The sequence below is a fragment of the Prevotella sp. FD3004 genome (assembly GCF_000746155.1).
Lineage (GTDB): Bacteria > Bacteroidota > Bacteroidia > Bacteroidales > Bacteroidaceae > Prevotella.
This window is the reverse complement of sequence record NZ_JQKR01000012.1, coordinates 124,976-142,391: the sequence shown is the minus strand read 5'-3', so window position 1 is coordinate 142,391 and position 17,416 is coordinate 124,976. Positions and strand designations below refer to the sequence as shown.

16 protein-coding genes and 1 tRNA gene are annotated in these 17,416 nt (G+C 49.8%); 2 read left to right on the top strand and 15 right to left on the bottom strand.

Going from position 1 to position 17,416, the window contains the following annotated elements; genetic code table 11:
* Positions 1 to 11: 11 nt before the first annotated feature.
* The gene (locus tag T325_RS04105) at positions 12 to 1,124 is read right to left on the bottom strand and encodes a glycoside hydrolase family 43 protein (protein WP_036910654.1); all 1,113 of its coding nucleotides are present in this window, start codon (positions 1,122 to 1,124) and stop codon (positions 12 to 14) included.
* Between the two features lie 199 nt (positions 1,125 to 1,323).
* Here T325_RS04105 and T325_RS04100 point away from each other — a divergent pair, with 199 nt between their 5' ends.
* Positions 1,324 to 4,203: a two-component regulator propeller domain-containing protein gene (locus T325_RS04100; protein ID WP_036910652.1), complete on the top strand. Its 2,880-nt coding sequence runs from the start codon at positions 1,324 to 1,326 to the stop codon at positions 4,201 to 4,203.
* On the opposite strand, the gene T325_RS04095 is transcribed toward T325_RS04100, so the two are convergent.
* The 3 genes from T325_RS04095 to T325_RS04085 are packed head-to-tail and all read right to left on the bottom strand — an operon-like array spanning position 4,200 to position 5,700.
* A complete protein-coding gene (locus T325_RS04095) occupies positions 4,200 to 4,598 on the bottom strand; it encodes an acyl-CoA thioesterase (protein ID WP_036910650.1) in 399 nt (132 codons plus the stop codon). The genes T325_RS04100 and T325_RS04095 overlap by 4 nt on opposite strands.
* A complete protein-coding gene (locus T325_RS04090; RefSeq protein WP_036910648.1) occupies positions 4,595 to 5,284 on the bottom strand; it encodes an HAD family hydrolase in 690 nt (229 codons plus the stop codon). The genes T325_RS04095 and T325_RS04090 overlap by 4 nt, the downstream gene beginning before the upstream one ends.
* Complete coding sequence (locus tag T325_RS04085; protein WP_036910646.1) at positions 5,281 to 5,700, bottom strand: Fur family transcriptional regulator; 420 nt, start codon at positions 5,698 to 5,700, stop codon at positions 5,281 to 5,283. The genes T325_RS04090 and T325_RS04085 overlap by 4 nt, the downstream gene beginning before the upstream one ends.
* 119 nt (positions 5,701 to 5,819) lie before the next feature.
* On the opposite strand from T325_RS04085, the gene T325_RS04080 reads away from it, so the two are divergent.
* Positions 5,820 to 7,733: an AsmA family protein gene (locus T325_RS04080; RefSeq protein WP_036910645.1), complete on the top strand. Its 1,914-nt coding sequence runs from the start codon at positions 5,820 to 5,822 to the stop codon at positions 7,731 to 7,733.
* Between the two features lie 3 nt (positions 7,734 to 7,736).
* Here the strand turns inward: T325_RS04080 and T325_RS04075 are convergent, their stop codons facing one another.
* From T325_RS04075 to prmC, 11 genes are all read right to left on the bottom strand, one after another.
* Positions 7,737 to 9,284, bottom strand: coding sequence for a YifB family Mg chelatase-like AAA ATPase (locus tag T325_RS04075; RefSeq protein ID WP_036910644.1), 1,548 nt, complete (start codon positions 9,282 to 9,284; stop codon positions 7,737 to 7,739).
* A gap of 39 nt (positions 9,285 to 9,323) precedes the next feature.
* Positions 9,324 to 10,358 carry a DUF4369 domain-containing protein gene (locus T325_RS04070; protein ID WP_051949689.1) on the bottom strand — a complete coding sequence of 345 codons (1,035 nt, stop codon included), beginning with the start codon at positions 10,356 to 10,358 and terminating at the stop codon, positions 9,324 to 9,326.
* Positions 10,359 to 10,375: 17 nt separating this feature from the next.
* Positions 10,376 to 12,037 carry a tetratricopeptide repeat protein gene (locus tag T325_RS04065; RefSeq protein ID WP_036910643.1) on the bottom strand — a complete coding sequence of 554 codons (1,662 nt, stop codon included), beginning with the start codon at positions 12,035 to 12,037 and terminating at the stop codon, positions 10,376 to 10,378.
* A 72-nt stretch (positions 12,038 to 12,109) separates the two neighbouring features.
* Positions 12,110 to 12,195 (bottom strand) — tRNA-Leu (locus tag T325_RS04060).
* Positions 12,196 to 12,277: 82 nt separating this feature from the next.
* The gene (locus tag T325_RS12320; RefSeq protein WP_156097631.1) at positions 12,278 to 12,826 is read right to left on the bottom strand and encodes a hypothetical protein; all 549 of its coding nucleotides are present in this window, start codon (positions 12,824 to 12,826) and stop codon (positions 12,278 to 12,280) included.
* 6 nt (positions 12,827 to 12,832) lie between these two features.
* The gene (argH, locus tag T325_RS04050; protein WP_036910642.1) at positions 12,833 to 14,164 is read right to left on the bottom strand and encodes an argininosuccinate lyase; all 1,332 of its coding nucleotides are present in this window, start codon (positions 14,162 to 14,164) and stop codon (positions 12,833 to 12,835) included.
* Between the two features lie 40 nt (positions 14,165 to 14,204).
* Positions 14,205 to 14,636, bottom strand: coding sequence for an SRPBCC family protein (locus T325_RS04045; RefSeq protein WP_036910641.1), 432 nt, complete (start codon positions 14,634 to 14,636; stop codon positions 14,205 to 14,207).
* Between the two features lie 22 nt (positions 14,637 to 14,658).
* The gene (gene pyrE / locus T325_RS04040) at positions 14,659 to 15,288 is read right to left on the bottom strand and encodes an orotate phosphoribosyltransferase (RefSeq protein ID WP_036910640.1); all 630 of its coding nucleotides are present in this window, start codon (positions 15,286 to 15,288) and stop codon (positions 14,659 to 14,661) included.
* 79 nt (positions 15,289 to 15,367) lie between these two features.
* Positions 15,368 to 16,069: a ComF family protein gene (locus T325_RS04035; protein ID WP_036910638.1), complete on the bottom strand. Its 702-nt coding sequence runs from the start codon at positions 16,067 to 16,069 to the stop codon at positions 15,368 to 15,370.
* On the bottom strand, positions 16,056 to 16,556 hold the full coding sequence (locus tag T325_RS04030) for a regulatory protein RecX (protein ID WP_036910636.1): 501 nt from the start codon (positions 16,554 to 16,556) through the stop codon (positions 16,056 to 16,058). Before T325_RS04030 ends, T325_RS04035 begins: the two co-directional genes overlap by 14 nt.
* Positions 16,553 to 17,383, bottom strand: a complete 831-nt coding sequence (prmC, locus tag T325_RS04025; protein WP_036910634.1) for a peptide chain release factor N(5)-glutamine methyltransferase — start codon at positions 17,381 to 17,383, stop codon at positions 16,553 to 16,555. Before prmC ends, T325_RS04030 begins: the two co-directional genes overlap by 4 nt.
* Positions 17,384 to 17,416: the final 33 nt, after the last annotated feature.

Sequence of the window (17,416 nt, the reverse complement as noted above, 5' to 3'; positions counted from 1 at the left end):
AGTAAGGTGAATTATCGTAGTTCGTCGAGATTCCATGAATCACGCCATCTGATGACAGGTTTCCCATTCTCAAACTCAATGGGCAACCAGATATATCTGGCGTCACTTGGATGTCTTGGGCGCCAGATGTCAGCCATGAAGATGAAACGGTCGCCATAAGGAAGAATGAAAGTAGACTGTCCTTCGAAAGTGATTTCCGACTTTGGGCCTACGCATGGGGTGGGGTGTTGTGTCCATGGTCCCCAGATGCTTGGAGCGGAAAACATACGAGCCTCGTTGGGAGCCCATCCTGTGCAGCCCGAGGTAATCATCCAGTAAGTTCCGTCTTTCTTGAAGATGGCTGGAGCCTCGTTTTGTCCGCCAGGAGCTACTCGCGTATAGCGACCGGAGTGGTGAAGATAGTCGCCCGTGAGTTCTGCAATATGCAGGGTCAGATTGTCTTCAGAAGAAAAGATGTGATAAGCTCGTCCGTCATCGTCAATGTAGAGCGTCATGTCACGTGCCATTTGTCCTGTGCCAAAGTCGCGCTTTAAGAAGAGTCCCTGCTTGATTGCTTTGCGCCAATCGGGTTTCCACCACTCTTTAAAATGGTCTATATTGAGCGTATCGACGATGGCAAGCTCTTTTTGGCCGAATTCAACGGGATAGGTGCCGGCATTAGCTCGTTGTGAGTAAAGGAACTTGTAGGGGCCTTCTGGTTTGTCGCTTACAGCTACGCCATAGCGGGCGGCACTGTAACCTTTACCTTTTAATTCCAGATGAAACCACATACAGAACTTCCCCGTCACCTTATTATATATAACCTTCGGGCGTTCCAAAACACAACCACGCTCTATATCCGATCCTTTCTCATTACTAACGGACAGGGCAACGCCGCAGTTGCGCCAATTTAGAAGATCTTCCGATGCATAGCACATCACACCGACCATTGCACTTGATGTGGTATCGGCTTTATGTTCACCAAACCAATAGTAGGTGTTCCCGTATTTCATCATGCCGCCTCCATGGGCGTTAATGTGCTTGCCATTCTCGTCTGGCCAGATTTCGCCAGAACGGATGGTCTTATTCTCGGCCGATGCAATAGAAGTTATCAGTATTGCCGTAAGGAAGAGTTCTTTTCTCATTGTTGTTAGTTATTTAGAGTTTCTGCTTGCAAAAGTACGTTAATTGATTTAAATCAATGTCTCTTCTGTGTGATTTTGGGGGAACAAATCGTGAAAACAGCCTATTTTTACCCCCAATTGGCCTCGGAAGAGTCTTTTTTTTGTTATTTTGGATAATTTATGAGAAATTTCACTATCTTTGCAGCAAGAATACTAACTAATGACGAAAAGGCTGTTACTGGCGATTGTGATGATGCTGAGTATAACGGTTTCGGCGCAACGTGTGCCGCTCAGAATCATGTCTCAGACTCCTGTTCAGGGGACTGAGGAGGCGCGTAGCCTGATGTTCGACCATTATGGACTGATGTGGGTAGGTACTGACCAAGGTCTTCGGGTTTTCGATGGTTATGCATTCAAGACTTTTCGCAGTGATGCCTATTCGCCAGGAATCATACCCAATAACTATGTACGTTCGATTACTGAAGACCATAACGACGGCCTTTGGATTGGTACCCGTGATGGTCTGGCCCGTTATGATCGCAGAAAAGGAACCTTCAAGACCTATCATCTGCGTGGCGAACAGGCTCGTCTTATCAGTGCTCTCTATACCACCAGCGACGGAACGGTTTGGGCAGGAACCAATGCTGGTGTCTCTCGCTATGATGCCACAATCGACGATTTCATCGACATCAACATGCCTCAGGCAGCTATCTCATTTGCCGAGGATCGTCATGGAAATCTTTATATAGGAACATGGGAAGGAGGTTTATTGCGCCTGAATAAGAAGACTGGGCGCATGGTGAGCTATCCGCGACTCAGTGAGCGTAATACCGCCCAGACGTTGCTGATGGATAGTCGTGGCCGTCTGTGGGTGGGCACTTGGGAGCACGGTATCGTGCGCCTTGATCATCCCGAGAACGAGCAATCTCCTGTTATGCACTGGATGAACGAAGGACGCCGCGATTTCCGTACGTTTCACCGCTTGGTAGAAGATTCTGTGAGTCATTCCGTTTGGGGCTGTTGTATTGAAGGTCTCACGCGTGTCGATATCGATGATTATACTCAGGTAGACAACTACCCCATACTCACCTTTTGCTACGATATGATTACCGATAGAATGGGTAATCTTTGGGTCATCACGCGCAACCAGGGTATCGTTCATCTTAGTACCCGCCAGTCGCCTTTCCGATTCTTCCATCTCGACCCGGCAGGACTTGAACTGCCAGTCAACCGCATACAGACCGTTTTTACTGCCGATGGCAATCGTTTCTGGTTGGGACTTCAGCCCTATGGCCTGGCTCTTTATGAGCGCTCTTCAGGGCAGGTGGCCTATAACACCCAGATACCAGGAATGGCTCAGATGACAGGACCACAGGGAATCTATGTCCAGACGATTTCTGATATTCAGCAACAACCCGATGGCTCAGTATGGATGGCAAGTTCTCATGGAATTGTCGTATGGAAAGATGGTGAACCTTCCCGCCATCTGTCTCGAAGCAGTATGCCCTATATCAGTGATGAAGAGGTTAAGGCTTTCCATAAGTTGCCTAGCGGTGCCATGTTAGTAGGACAGACCAATGGTCTGGGTATTGCTCTCTCTGAAGAAAAGGGACGTATGCTGTCGCTGACTGAAGATGGGCGCGATTTTAGTCGTTGTAACGTACAGGCTATCTTCGAAGACCATGGGCACCGTCTCTGGATTGCCACCGAGGGTGAGGGTATCATCTGCATCACAGGTCGTCTTGATCAGCCTAAGTCCTATTCATGTCATCAGTATGCGCCCGCATGCAATAACTATCCAATCGACGAGGCAACCGCCGTTTATGAAGACCAGGCCTATCGTCTGTGGGCCATCTCTGCAAGTGGCGGACTCTTCCTTTATAACGATGAAACCGACACTTTCTTGCCTGTAAACCATCTCTATCATATTGGTACGGGCGGACTCTATAGTATTCAGGGCGACGACACTGGTGCAATCTGGCTCTCGACCGATAAGGGACTGGTACGACTGATGCTTTCTGGCAAACATGCCACCACTACTTACTATAATATGGAAGATGGTATCGAGGCCATCCGCTTCTCTCCCAATGGCGCTTTCCATTATGGTAATGAGTTGTTCTATGGAAGTGCCACGGGTTTCTTCTCATTTGATGCCGCTCAGACGGAGCGCTGGCAACAAGGCAGAATGCCATCACTTGTGGTTACCGATTTGCTCATCGACGACCATACCTATCTTTGGCTCGACTCTGTCCGTCGCCAGACGATTTCCCCAAACACCCCATTCTTTACGCGAGAGATCACCATTCCATCGGATGTCCGTAAGTTCTCTGTTGAGTTTTCGCTTCTGGCCTATCAGAATCAGGAACAGTGTCGCTATACCTATCGTCTGGAGGGCTATGATCGTGATTGGCACAACACCGACGCCGAAAACCGCCGCGCTACCTATCAGAACCTGCCTGCTGGTAGCTATGAGTTGAAACTCCGTGCTTATGATAGCTATGGTCGTTTGGTAGAGTTGCCTTATTCCATCCATGTGCGCGTGCTGCCCCCTTGGTATCTGACTTGGTGGGCTTACCTTATTTATTTTGTTCTCTTGATAGCAGCTGTCTATGGTGTTAAAGAGTGGTATAAGGCTCGTGTCAACCGTCGTGCTCGTCTGCAGCAGCGTGTCAGCGAACTTCTCCATTATCGGGAACTGATGGTAATCCGCCAGTATGAGGGAGCTCGCAAGGCATTAGAAGCAGAAGAGCAGCAGCATTCCTCGCCCGACGAATTGTTCCTTAGCAAGGCTATCGATTGTGTTAAGCAGCATCTCGACGATGCAGACTACGACCGTGAGCAGTTTGCTTCTGACATGTGTGTTTCTTCCTCGACCTTATATAATAAGCTCCGTGCACTGACCGATCAAAACGTTACGGGCTTCATCAATAGTATCCGTCTGAAGGAAGCTTGTCGCATTCTGCGACAGCGCCCCGACATCAAGATGACGGAACTCTCAATGGCAGTAGGTTTCAATACACCTAAGTATTTTACCAAGCTTTTTAAGAAAGAGTTTGGTGTTCTTCCCAGTGAGTACGCAGAACAGGGAGGTGAGATTTAAATAAACTCTTTGAAGGCTTCGTCGTAGTCTGGACTGGGTGCAAGGCGGCCGTTAATGAGACAGACGAGCGTGATGTCGCCATAGAAACAGAGTTTTTCATCAGAGGCCCTATAGATGGCTTGATGGAAAACGTATTTGATTCCTTGCTTCTCAAGAGCCAGACGTGAGATGAATTCATCGTCGCAACGTAGCGGTGTCTTGAACTGCAGATTCATACGAGCCACGACGGCATCAACCCCCTTTTCGTGTAAGGCAGCGAAACTGACGCCAAGACTGCGGAGAAACAGGTGGCGGGTATGCTCGGCATAATGCAGATAGTTAGCATTGTTAACAATGCCTTCAATGTCGCATTCATAGTCGCGCACTTCCATGCGGGTTTCGAAAATATAGTTCATAAGAGTTTAAGTATTTCGTTGAAATGGGTTATTTTAACAAGGCGTTCGTGCTCAATGTCTTCAGAGTGTTCCAGCTGCCATGTAACGTGGAAGGGGATGTGGATTGCAGAAGCTCCGATGTTGAGGGCTGGTGCAATGTCGCTCTTCAGCGAGTTACCGATCATCAGCAGGTGTTCGGGTAGAATGTCCAGGTGTTCGCAGAGTTGCTGAAACTCTACTTCTGTCTTGTTCGATGTGATCTCTACATGTGAGAAGTATTTTGCAAGTCCGCTGCGATGGAGTTTGTTTTCCTGATCCTGCAATTCTCCTTTAGTAAAGACAGCAAGCCGATAGGGCCAGGCCTGCAGACGCTGGAGTGTTTCTTTAACCTCAGGAAGTGGGGTCGCAGGCAGATGGAGCAGTGATTTGCTGTCGCTGAGAAGATCGGAAAGCTCTTCAGCTGACAAATGGTCGCCAGCCACGCGGAGGGCGGTTTCTATAATAGAGATGGTGAAGGCTTTGCAGCCATAACCCAAATCAGCCATATTGCCTGATTCGGTCATGAACAGTTCATGGGCGGGATTGTCACAATAGGGTGCAATGAGACGGTAGAGATGGTTCTCTACAGATTCAAAGTGAGACTGGCAGTCCCATAATGTGTCATCGGCGTCAAAAGCCAGAACGCGTATATTTCTGAAATCTATCATTTTTTATTGCAGTGAGGGCAGATGCCCTTAATCATCATATTGGCCGAAGTCATTTTGAACCCCTCAGGCAACTGAATCTCCGGCATGTCGGTATAGTCGAGGCAGTAGGTCTCATGGCACTCTTCGCAGTAGAAATGCGGATGCTGATCATCATCATGCTCATGATTGTGACTATAGCAGAGTTCATATTTGGTGCCGTCACTGCTCCCTTCGATGGCATGTACCAGATGGTGCTCTTTGAAGAGTGTGAGGGCACGAAACACATTCGACTTATCGATAGTCGAGATTTTACGTTCCAGTTCTGCCAATGACTGGGGCTGTATAGAACTTGCAAGAGCCTTAGCCACGACAATGCGGTTGGCGGTAGGTCTGACGCCATGTTCTTCGAGTAATGCGACACACGCTGCTTCGTCCATGCTGTTTGTTTTATTGATGAATTTGCGCACAAAGATACGAAGAAATATAGAATAAATAAATATGTATTAAGAAATTTTTCGTATCTTTGTAGCCGAATAGACTAAAAACCAATTAAAAGATGAAAAGGTTATTACTTCTTGTCTTGAAGATTCTCGGTGGTTTTGTCGCTTTGTTGCTTATATTGTTGATAACGGCAGCCATCTTGCTGAATACCAGTTCGGTTCAGCAGAAACTGCTAAGCTATTCAACAGGCTTGTTGAAAGAGAAACTTCAGACGGAAGTTAGGATAGACAGCGTCAGCGTGAACTTTCTGGCTTTCAATATTAATCTGATGGGACTTGATGTGGAGGACTTGCAACAACGCAAGATGTTACAGGCCAGGAAACTGGCTCTGACTCTCGATTTGTGGGAACTGACAGCGCGGAAGGTGAAAGTTTCCAAAGCAGGGATAGAGGGTGTGAAAGTCCGTCTGTATCAGCCAGAAGACAGCGTCGCCAACTATCAGTTTGTGATCGACGCCTTTAAAAGTGATAAACCTAAAGCTAAGCAATCTGAGGGTGAGAAGCAGGAAAAGAAGCGGAAACTATCATTGGATGTCATCGATTTGAAGGTCGCTCATATCGATATCGTATATAATGAAGACACATTCTATCTGGAGAAACTTGATTATAGTAAGGGGTGGGCAGGGCATCAAAAAGGTGAGATACGCCATCTTAGAGGTAAGTTCGACAGACTAACGAAGAAAGGTAAGATGCTGACAAGTCGCATGGGTTTATCGTGTCTGAAGCTAACAGAAGAAAAAGGCCAGTTGCTTGTAAGTGTTGATAGTCTGCATTATATCCTCAACAATCACCAGCCCCGTAAGAACACAGGCAGACCCCACCGCGGTGCTTTCGATGCTGGCCATCTGGATGTGCTTGCCCACATGCAGTTCACTGTGAATCATTACGGCAAAGATACAGCCAATATCACCATGACCAGCTTTGTGGCAAAAGACTCATTGACGGGCTTTGACGTCAAAGACTTGCGTTTTACGGCGGGAATTAATAAAGATAAGGTACATCTCAGCGACGTGACTATCCAACAGGAAGGTACCATCCTGACCTTCGATCATGGTGAAGTCATCCTTCCAAGTAAGAAAACAGGAAGGAAATTAGTCTATAACACCTCAGAGATTTCTGGTAAAACGCAACTTAAGGATATCTCCCGTCCGTTTGCGCCTGTTCTGTCCAACTTTACGATTCCGTTGGAACTGAAGGTAAAGCTGAATGGAACAGACAGTACGATGCAGTTTAGCGATATCCATGTGAATACAGCAGACCAGAAGCTGAAACTCGATGCTTATGGCAGTATCAGACATCTGAAAGAAAAAGAACTGTTAGACATCCGTTTCCATGTCAAGAATATGACCACCCCAACCAAGACAGCAGTGGATATCATTAACCAGTTTGCCGTGAAGAAGTTTATGATGAAACAGCTCAAGGCCTTGGGCACCATAGGCTACACAGGCGACTTGGCCGTTCTTTATAAAAAAGAGCAGTTCAAGGGTTTACTGCGTACGGCTGTGGGCACGATGAACTTCAACCTGACGCTCAACGAGAAGACCAAGTATGTGTCTGGCAGCGTGCATACCAGTTCTCTCAGGCTGGGCAAAGTCTTGGAGATGAAGGACATCGGAGCTGTTGCTTGTCGGGCCAACTTCACTTTCGATATGTCGAAACCACGTACGGCACAGATTAGGAGAAGGAAAGGTGGCAAACTGCCTATTGGCCATGTAAATGCCACAGTGATGGAAGCAAGCTACAAGAAAGTGAAAGTGAAGAATGTCGATGCGACCATCAACAGCGACGGAGCAATCGCCCTTGGCCACCTCTCGCAGAAGAACAAGAATGTTGATCTGCTCTGCGATTTCTCCTTTACCAGTACCGACTCCATCCATAAGATGAAGGTGAAGCCCAACGTGAAGCTCCATCATATGCCCTGGCAAAAGAAAGAAAAGAAGGCCAACAAGAAAAAGAAGAGAGAACGTTAGGTATTAAAAACCTCTTTCTGCCCAGTCGCCACGATCCAGGTTCCTGTAGCCGATGGCCTCGGCAATATGATGGCTCTGCACCTTTTCTGTGCCTTCAAGATCTGCAATGGTGCGGGCCACCTTGAGAATGCGACTATATGCACGAGCGCTGAGGCTCAGCCGTTCCATGGCCATTCGAAGCATGTCAAGACTGGCATTGTCAGGCTCGGCAAATTGGTGTATCATTCGTTCCGTCATCTGTGCATTACAGTAGACACCCTTGAAACCGCGAAAGCGCTGTTCCTGTATCTGTCGGGCTTTGATGACTCGTTCCCTGATAACAGCACTTGGCTCTCCTGGCTGCATCTGCGACAGTTGTTTGAATGGTACAACACTCACTTCACAGTGTATGTCTATACGGTCGAGCAGCGGACCGCTGATCTTGGAGAGATAACGGCTTATCTGACCTGGCGAACAGACGCAGTGATGGGTCGGGTCGCCATAATAACCGCAGGGACAGGGATTCATCGATGCAACGAACATGAAAGAACACGGATATTCCACCGTGTACTTAGCGCGGCTGATGGTGATTTTCCGGTCTTCAAGTGGCTGACGCAGCACTTCGAGAGTCGATTTTGAGAACTCTGGCAGTTCATCGAGGAAGAGCACCCCATTGTGGGCCATAGACACCTCACCAGGCAAAGCTCTGTTTCCACCTCCAGTCATAGCAACCTGCGAGACGGTGTGGTGTGGACTGCGGAAAGGTCTTTGAGAGATGAGTGATGTACCGCTGCTCAGCTTTCCAGCCACAGAGTGAATCTGCGTTGTTTCTAAACTCTCTGCCAGCGAGAGTGGGGGCAGGATGCCAGGCAGGCGTTTGGCCATCATCGATTTTCCACTGCCAGGCGCACCTATCATGATGAGGTTATGACCGCCGGCGGCAGCAACCTCCAGGGCTCGTTTCACACTCTCCTGTCCTTTGACGTCGGCAAAATCCAGGTCGCAGGCATATTGTTGTTCGTAGAACTCCTTACGGGTGTCAACGAAGGTTGGCTCGTATTGGTCGCTACCGTTCAGAAAACTAATCACGTCGCACAGATTATCCACGCCATAGACGTCGAGATTGTTCACAACGGCGGCCTCGCGGGCATTTTCTTTTGGCACGAACAATCCCTTGAACTTCTCCTTCCTGGCACGGATGGCCACAGAGAGCGCACCGCTCACAGGCTTCAGCTTTCCGTCCAGTCCCAGTTCTCCTATCATCATGTAGTCCGACAACAGACTGTCGCTCACTTTCCCGTGTGCAGCCAGAATGCCGATAGCCAAAGGCAGGTCGTAGCCACAGCCTTCTTTGCGGATATCCGCAGGACTGAGGTTAACGGTCAGGTCGGCTGTAGGTGGCTTGAAACCTATGTTGGTCATAGCCGCACGAATGCGGTCATAGCTTTCTTTGACAGCTGTGTCTGCCAAACCCGACAAGTGGAACATGACGCCCCTTGTCATATTGACTTCGATGGTGATTGTCGTAGCTTCCAGCCCCATGACGGCTGCACAGAATGTCTTTACAAGCATAGTATTGGTGGTAACAGGTTTATGAGCGGTTATTAATTATTATCTGATGTTCTCGTCTAGTTTTCTTACCAGTTCCTGGTAGTTCAGGGAGTGTCCGAGTATCTTGCCTTGACTGTCGAAGACTACGTTGTCGGGCAGATACGAGAGCCCTGTTTTCCTGATCATGGGCGACTCCCACATAAGTCCGTCGCAGACAGTACTCCATTTCAGGGAGTCGCGTTCTGCAATGCGTCGGCAGTCCTTGATATTCGCATCAATGCTGACAGTAATCACTTTCAGGTTCTCACCATAGTGTGTCGTCATTCTGTGAATCTGGTTCAGCAGGTTCACACTTTCATAGTTCCATGAGGCCCAGAGCATAATGACATTCACCTTGGCGTTCATGTCTGCCAGAGAAACGTGCTTGCCATTGATGTCTGTTGCGTTGAAATGGGGCATTTTCTCTCCGTCTTTCAGCGATTGCAGTCCTGAAAGCTGTTCTGCGAGCGATGCTATCTGCTTGTTGTCGGGCATGGCCTGACTCATTATCTCCGTCAGTTCTCGTGCCTGTCGGAAGTCTGGTACCTCCGTTTGGATAAAGTTCCTGTTAAGCAGATAGAGACTGATAGGAGAGGTGGGATGCTCCTTGATATACTGAACCACCGCCTGGTTGTATTCAGGTGGCGTCATATTGCTTGTTTGCAGACGGAAGGCCGTCATCTCCTTGTTGGTCTTTGTGCCTTTGATTTCTGTTTCTTTCAGATGGGTGGCGTCACCACTGATCTTGATGGTAGCTCCAGGCTCCGCGAATACAGGCAGTTCAGAGAAGTTGGGGAATACGATGACAAAGGTTGCCGGTTCGTCGAGTGCCACCTGGTAGTTGAACTCTCCTCTGGCCAGACCAATCGTGTCCAGCTTATGTGCACCGCTCATGTCATAGATATACAGCTCTCCCTGGTTCATACCACGGAAACTGCCCTCTATCTTGAACTTTCCTTTGTCGCCGCCACAACTTAACAGTAAAAAGGTAAAAAGGCAAAAAGGTAAGACCTTTCCACCCCATGATAAGATAGTCCGTATTACGCTTTTTGCCATTTTACCTTCCTTTTTTTTTATTTTCTTATCTTTTCCAACTCAATGTCGTTGGCTGCATATTTTGCAAACGTCGGGTCTTTGCTGATAGCATTCTGAAGTGCTTCGTTCGCATCGGCCGCGTTTCCCATACGGGCATTCATCAGCGCTTTCAGATACTCTGTTGTTGCGTCAGGGTTCTTGACGTACTTCAGCGTCACGGCAGCCGACACATAGTCCTTGTTGAGAATCTGGGCCAGAGCCGCGCTGTTGGTGTAGATGTCGGCAAAATCCTGCTCTGCCTGGGCGTAGTTGCCCTTGGCCAGATTCAGGTTACCCATCACCTCTGCCAGACCGTTGGCACCGGTAGCGCTGGCAATCAGCTGCTCGGCAGCGGCAATGTCGCCGTTCTTCAGAGCCAGCAGTCCCAGGTTTGCGTTAGCCTCGGGCAGTCCCTTTGCTTTCTCCAGATACTGCTTGGCAGCATCGTAGTTGCCCTTGGCATATTCCAGTGTGGCAAGGTTGTTGAAGGCGCGGCTGTCGTTAGGATAGATCTGAGCAGCCAACTGGTATACCTTCTCCTTTTCGGCACTTGTCTCCTTCAGGGTGGCGCCATAGAGCAGTTCCTCGATGCTCAGCTTCTTGGGGTCGGCAGCCATCTGTTCTAAGATCTGCTCGTCGCTGCGTCCGATGGTCTCGTAATTGATTGTCAGACGGGCACGGCGCAGTTCGGGCAGAATGCCGTCAGCCAGTTCGCGGAAGGCAGAAGAGATGTTTCTGATCTGCTGTTCGCGCTCCTGCGGATCCTTATACATAGAGAGCACACGCAGGATAATGTCCTTATCCTGGATGTTGCTGGCCTTTACCAGTTCCTGGAAGCCCTCCCAGTCCTGAGCTGTGTATTTTGCGTCGACGGGGGCCTTCATCTTGATCTTCTTCAGTTCCTGATTCACATACTGCTCAGAAACCTTCTGTCGCTGGTTAGCCAGTTTGTCGTTGATGTTGAAACCACCATCGGGCGAAGCATAGGCCGACACCTCTACATTGTCGAGGTTCAATCCCTCATGATCGCTGTTAATCTGCTTCAGCATCTTCACAAACTCCTGTACAGAGTTGTTCTTCAGCTCGCTCTTGCGCAGGTTAGCCTGCTGAATCAGGAACTTGATGTTAGCCTCCTGCTTCTTCTTCGTGATGCGCTGATAGGCATCAGGAGCAATGGCTGCCTGCGAAGTCAGGATAGTACGCTTATACAGTTCCGATGTGGCGATGATGCCATTGGCCACCTTCACCTCTGGAACCTGAACCTTCTTAGAGCCGATACGGGCGTCGAAGGTGAGGAACATCTCTGCCTTGTTGTCGTCGGCATAGGCGAAGTTGGTCTTCATCGTGTAGTTGCCACCCATGCGGTATGAGATGGTCTGATCGTTACCAAGCACACTCTCACCTTGGAAGGTGGCGGTGTTGCCTTGTACAACTGTTCCGTTAGAGTAGCGCAACTCAGGCACGACGGTTACAACAGCCTTTTTCTTCATGTACTTCTCTGGGAAGTGGCCATTGATGGTTGCTGGTACTGTACCCTGCTGGGTCTCTAAAGGATTAGGGGTCACTGTGAAGTTGTCAGCAGAAAGCGCTCCAAGCTTAGAACAAGAGGAGAGAAGCATCAGTGATGCGGCTGACATAAGTAGGTAGTTTTTTTTCTGCATATTGTTATAGTATTAGTGCCGCTAGCGGTGTTGGTACGCCGCTTAGGCACATTGCCTTCGGCTGTAAAATTGTGCCGCGAGCGGGACTCGAACCCGCACAACCATTTCTGGTCAAGGGATTTTAAGTCCCTCGTGTCTACCAATTCCACCATCACGGCTAAACCGAGTGCAAAGATACTTCAAAAAAGCCGAAAAGCCAAACTTTTCTACATTATTTAATAAAATAATAGCAGGTAGTCTCTAATTCCACGCTCTCAAGAGCCCGTTTGCGTCCAGAACGGCATAGTATTTTAAGAGCGTTCGTCCAGAACTGTTGCAAACGCCGTTATTCACATCATACGAGCGGTCGCACTTGGCGCAATGCAACAGGGTTCCGTTCTGTTGCCATGTGAGCGGATAGTTCGTCCCTCCCTTTTCTTTCAGGCAGTTGGGACACTGCCCGTCGTAGGCCACCAGCTGGTTGTCATAGCTGCTAGTGCCGATGATGATACAGTTGTTGGCTCCCAGTTCACACTTGCTCTTCTCAATCTCATTCCTGAGTATCACGTCTTCCGTAGCATGATCGTAATTACGGGTGGTCTGCAAGTGTCTTACCCCTTGAATAACGCTGGTCTGTACCTTGACAAAATGGCCGGGGTTGCCAAGAATACCCGTCAGATGACAAGGCAACGGATGCAATTGAGTGTTGAAGATGAAGTAGCACACATATTCCTTCGAGATGCTGCTGTCGCCGCTACAGGCAGCCAGTAGCATGATAAAGATACTTAATAGCCAGTGCTTCCTCCGCATGGTCGCTTATTTCAGCAGGGCCTGTTCAGCCTCTGTCATCCGTTCGAAGTTAAATCCGTCGAGTGTCTGCTGCATCAGCGCCTGAATCTGGTCGTTGCAGAGATTGCCGATAGAGCCTTCGTGTGTGTGGTGGATATCGTGGCTGGCCTTGAAGGTGCCAGCTTCGATGTCGAGCCCCACCTTCTTATAGGCATCGCGGAAAGGCATGCCGTTGGCAGCCAGGCGGTTCACCTCCTCTACCGAGAACATCGGGTCGTACATGGGGTTGTCGAGTATGTGCTCGTTTACCTCTATCTTATTAATAATGTAGGCGGCCATCTGCAGGCAGTCCTTCAGTTCGCCAAAGGCGGGCAGGAACACCTCTTTGATAATCTGCAGGTCGCGGAAGTAGCCCACGGGCAGGTTGTTCATCATCAGCATGATCTGCTGAGGCAGACTCTGCAACTTGTTGCACTTGGCACGAATGAGCTCGAAGACATCGGGATTCTTCTTGTGGGGCATGATCGACGAGCCTGTTGTGCACTCCTTGGGGAGTTTTACGAACGAGAAGTTCTGCGAGTTGAACAGGCAGGCGTCGAAGGCCATCTTGGCGATGGTTCCTGCGATGGTGGCGATGGCGAAGCCCACGTTGCGCTCCATCTTTCCGCGCCCCATCTGGGCATACACCACGTTATAGTCCATCGAGTCGAAGCCTAGCAGCTCCGTAGTCATCGTACGATTCAGGGGGAAACTTGAGCCATAGCCGGCAGCCGATCCCAGCGGGTTGCGGTTGGTCATCTTGTAGGCTGCCTGAAGGAAGAGCATATCGTCTGTCAGACTCTCTGCGTAGGCGCCAAACCACAGGCCGAAGCTCGACGGCATGGCTATCTGCAGATGGGTATAGCCAGGCATCAGCACATCCTTATACTGATTACTCTTCTGGATGAGCTCGTCGAAGAGGATCTTCACCTCGTCGGCAATATCCTTCAGCTCGTGACGGGTAAAGAGTTTCAAGTCAACCAGCACCTGATCGTTACGACTGCGGCCAGAGTGAATCTTCTTGCCCATGTCGCCGAGTTTACGGGTGAGCAGCATCTCCACCTGAGAGTGAACATCCTCCACATCGTCTTCAATCGCGAACTCACCGCGTTCACAGAGTTGGTAGATGTTCTTCAACTCGGCCAGCAACTGTGTCAGCTCCTCTTTCTCCAGCAGTCCGATACTCTCGAGCATCGTGATGTGTGCCATCGAACCGAGCACGTCGTACTTAGCCAGATAGAGATCCATCTCACGGTCGCGTCCAACGGTGAAACGCTCAATCTCCTTGTTAATCTCGAAATTCTTTTCCCAGAGTTTCATCTTTACCCTTTTTACCTTTTTTGTTTCTTATCTTTTTACCTTACACGTAGTGTACCTGTGCCAAGGCGTCGGCAATCTTCTCGACACCCTCCTGAAGGGGCTTCTCTACCATGCTCTTGATAAATGGGTTCAGCTCGGCCTTCACCGTTACCTTCATCTTCGAGTTGTCCTCATCGACGGGGAGCACCTGAACCCATACGTTGAAGGGGACGGGCGACTGTACGGTCTCGAACTTCACGCACTTGGGCTCCTCGCGCTCACAGATGCGGAGTTTCAACTCGCCTACGGGCGGAACCTGCAGACTTACGGTGTCCTGGTCGAAGCTGAAGTCGCTCACCTTATCCTCGGGAATGCGGTCGCGCACCTTCTCGAGGTTGTTCAGATTGCTGATATTGTCGTATACGGCCTGCTGAGGGTAGGGTATCTGCTTCACGCTACTCTCAAACTTGCTCTCACTTCCGAATAATCCCATAACTTATATTGAAGATTGAAAATTACTGCTTCCAGGTATCAGGACTCTTGCGCCACTCGGCGAGTACGGCCTTCTCCTCGTTCTTGATATATCCGGTCTTGGCAGCCTCTTCCACCACGTGCTCATAGTCGGTCAGGGTGATGAGTTTTACGCCTGCCTCCTCGAAAGCCTTCTCGGCAACGGGGAAACCATAGGTGAACGAAGCCACCATGCCAACCACCTCGACGCCATAGTCACGCAGGGCGGCCACGGCCTTCAGCGAACTGCCGCCAGTAGAGATGAGGTCTTCTACTACCACCACCTTAGCACCTTTCTTAATCTCGCCTTCAATCTGGTTGCCCATGCCGTGATCTTTCGGCTTCGGACGGACATAGCTGAATGGCAGTCCAAGCTGGTCGGCTACCAATGCGCCTTGGGCAATGGCACCTGTCGCAACGCCAGCAACGGCGTCGGCCTCGGGAAAATTCTCCTGAATGGCGTGACACAACTCCAACTTCACGAAAGAGCGCAAGTCGGTAAACGACAATGTCTTACGGTTGTCGGTGTAGATGGGTGACTTCCAGCCCGAAGCCCATGTGAACGGGTCGTTTGGCTGTAACTTGATGGCCTTGATATCCATCAGTTTTCTTGCTAATTGATTCTTAATGTCCATACCTATTAAATAATTTGGGTGCAAAGATACAAAAAAAAGTAAAAAGGTAGAAAGGTAAAAAGGTAAAAATGTAAAAAATCTAAGATTTTGCGAAACAGAGCGCTAAGACGCTCACTTTCACGCCACCGGCCTTTGTCAGTTCCTTGCTGCAAGCCATGACGGTGGCTCCGGTGGTCACTACGTCGTCGATGATTAGCAGGTGTTTGTTCTTAATGTCTTTACCGTTAACGAGTTGGAAAGCCTTCTCTACATTTTCCTTCCGCCCCCAGAACCCCTTACTTGTCTGACTGCCTTCAAACGCGGTACGCTTCACGGCATTGCTGATGATGGGCAGTCTGGTGACGGCGCTCACCCCTTTGGCTATCTCCATGCTCTGGTTATAGCCACGCTGGCGCAACCTTTTCCTGGCAAGAGGTATGGGCACAATAGCGTCGATTCCATCGAAGAATCCCGATGCATTCAGCTCCTGGGCCATCATGCGCCCCATGACAACGCCCGATTCTGGGTGGTGATCGTATTTCAGCGTATAGATGATGCGAGCAGTCTCGGCCTGAGGCTCGTAGTAAAAGAGGGCTGCAGCCCGCTCTATGGGTATCTGTGCCCAGAAAAGGCGTGCCATCTCGTTTCCGCAGGCGTCGCGAAGAAAGCCTGTCCGTGGCAAGTGGAAGTTACATCTGGCACATATCACCTCCTCGGTAGGTGTCAGCCTATGACCGCACACCATGCATGTCCTTGGTGCTATCAAGTCGAGCAGTCGCCGCCAGAAACTAATCGGTTTCATCGTCAAGATCCTCGTCGAAATCGTCTTTGTTTACGTCCAGACACTGGCGGATGATGTCGAAGCCGAAGCCTCGGCTCAGGGCAAAGCGCACCAGTTTCTGGTTCAGTTCGTAGTCGCTCTTCGCCTTGATGCTTTTCCGTTTCTGTTTCAATAATGGTCGAAGCACGTCAAGATATTCTTTTTCATCGATTTCATCGAGCACTTGTTGTTGGATATCGTCGCTGATGTGTTTCATCCATAGTGCCTGCTGCACCTTGCGTCGCCCCCATTTGTTGTAGCGTATCTTGTCTTTCACAAAGGCCCGTGCGTAGCGTTCTTCGTCAATATAGCGTTCTTTCGTCAGGCGTTCCACCACTTTGTCCTGCGCCGCTTCGTCCAGTCCCCAGCGCCTCATCTTGTCGCGCATCTCCTGTTCGCAGTGTTCTGCCTGGGCGCAGAGGGCTGCGAGCCTCAGGTAGGCCTCCTGTTCTGTCATTTCCTTTTTCATCTCTTCTTAGCTTTAAGCATGCGTTGTTTGCCAAACAGATCTTGGCGAATCTCTATCTCCTCGAAGCCCAGACGGCTCAGGTAAGTGCTCACCTCATTGGCCGTCAGAGGGTTCAACTCGTAGAAGAGCAGTCCGCCAGAGGTGAGGCTCTTCCATGCATAGTCGCCAATGCGCTGGTAGAAGATGATGGGGTTCTCTTCTGGTGCGAAGAGCGCCACTTCGGGCTCATGGTTCAGTACGTTTTCCGCCATTCCATCGCGCTCCTGAGGCTTGATATAAGGGGGATTGCTCACAATCACGTCCCAACGTCTGCTGTCGCTTGGCGGGCTCAGGGCGTCTTGCTTCTCAAAACACACGTCAGCTTCCAGTGTCTTGGCATTACCCTGGGCTATGCCGAGAGCCGCGTCAGAGATGTCCCATGCTGAGACCTTTGTCTCTGGCATCTCCAGGGCCAGCGTGATAGCGATGCATCCGCTGCCTGTGCCGATGTCGAGCAGTGCAGAGGGACGACTTTTCTGCGTCAGTATCCACTCGCAGAGTTCTGCCGTTTCAGGTCTTGGCACCAGCACGCCTGGCTCTACATGAAACTGTCGTCCGTAGAAGTCGGCCGTACCCACTACGTATTGCACGGGCTCGCCTTTTTCCAGTCGCAGCATCATTTTTTCCAGTTCTGCTTGGTCGTTTACGGATAAATCAGTAACTTTGCCGCAAAGAATATCGGCCATCGATAAACCGAAGCGCACGTCAAGCACCCAGCGGGCGACGGCTTTTGCCTCGCCAGCCTCATACAAGGGCGTCAGTCTGTGCCACAGTTCTTCGTAACTCATTGCGCCTGCAAAATTAAATAAAAAAAACGATAA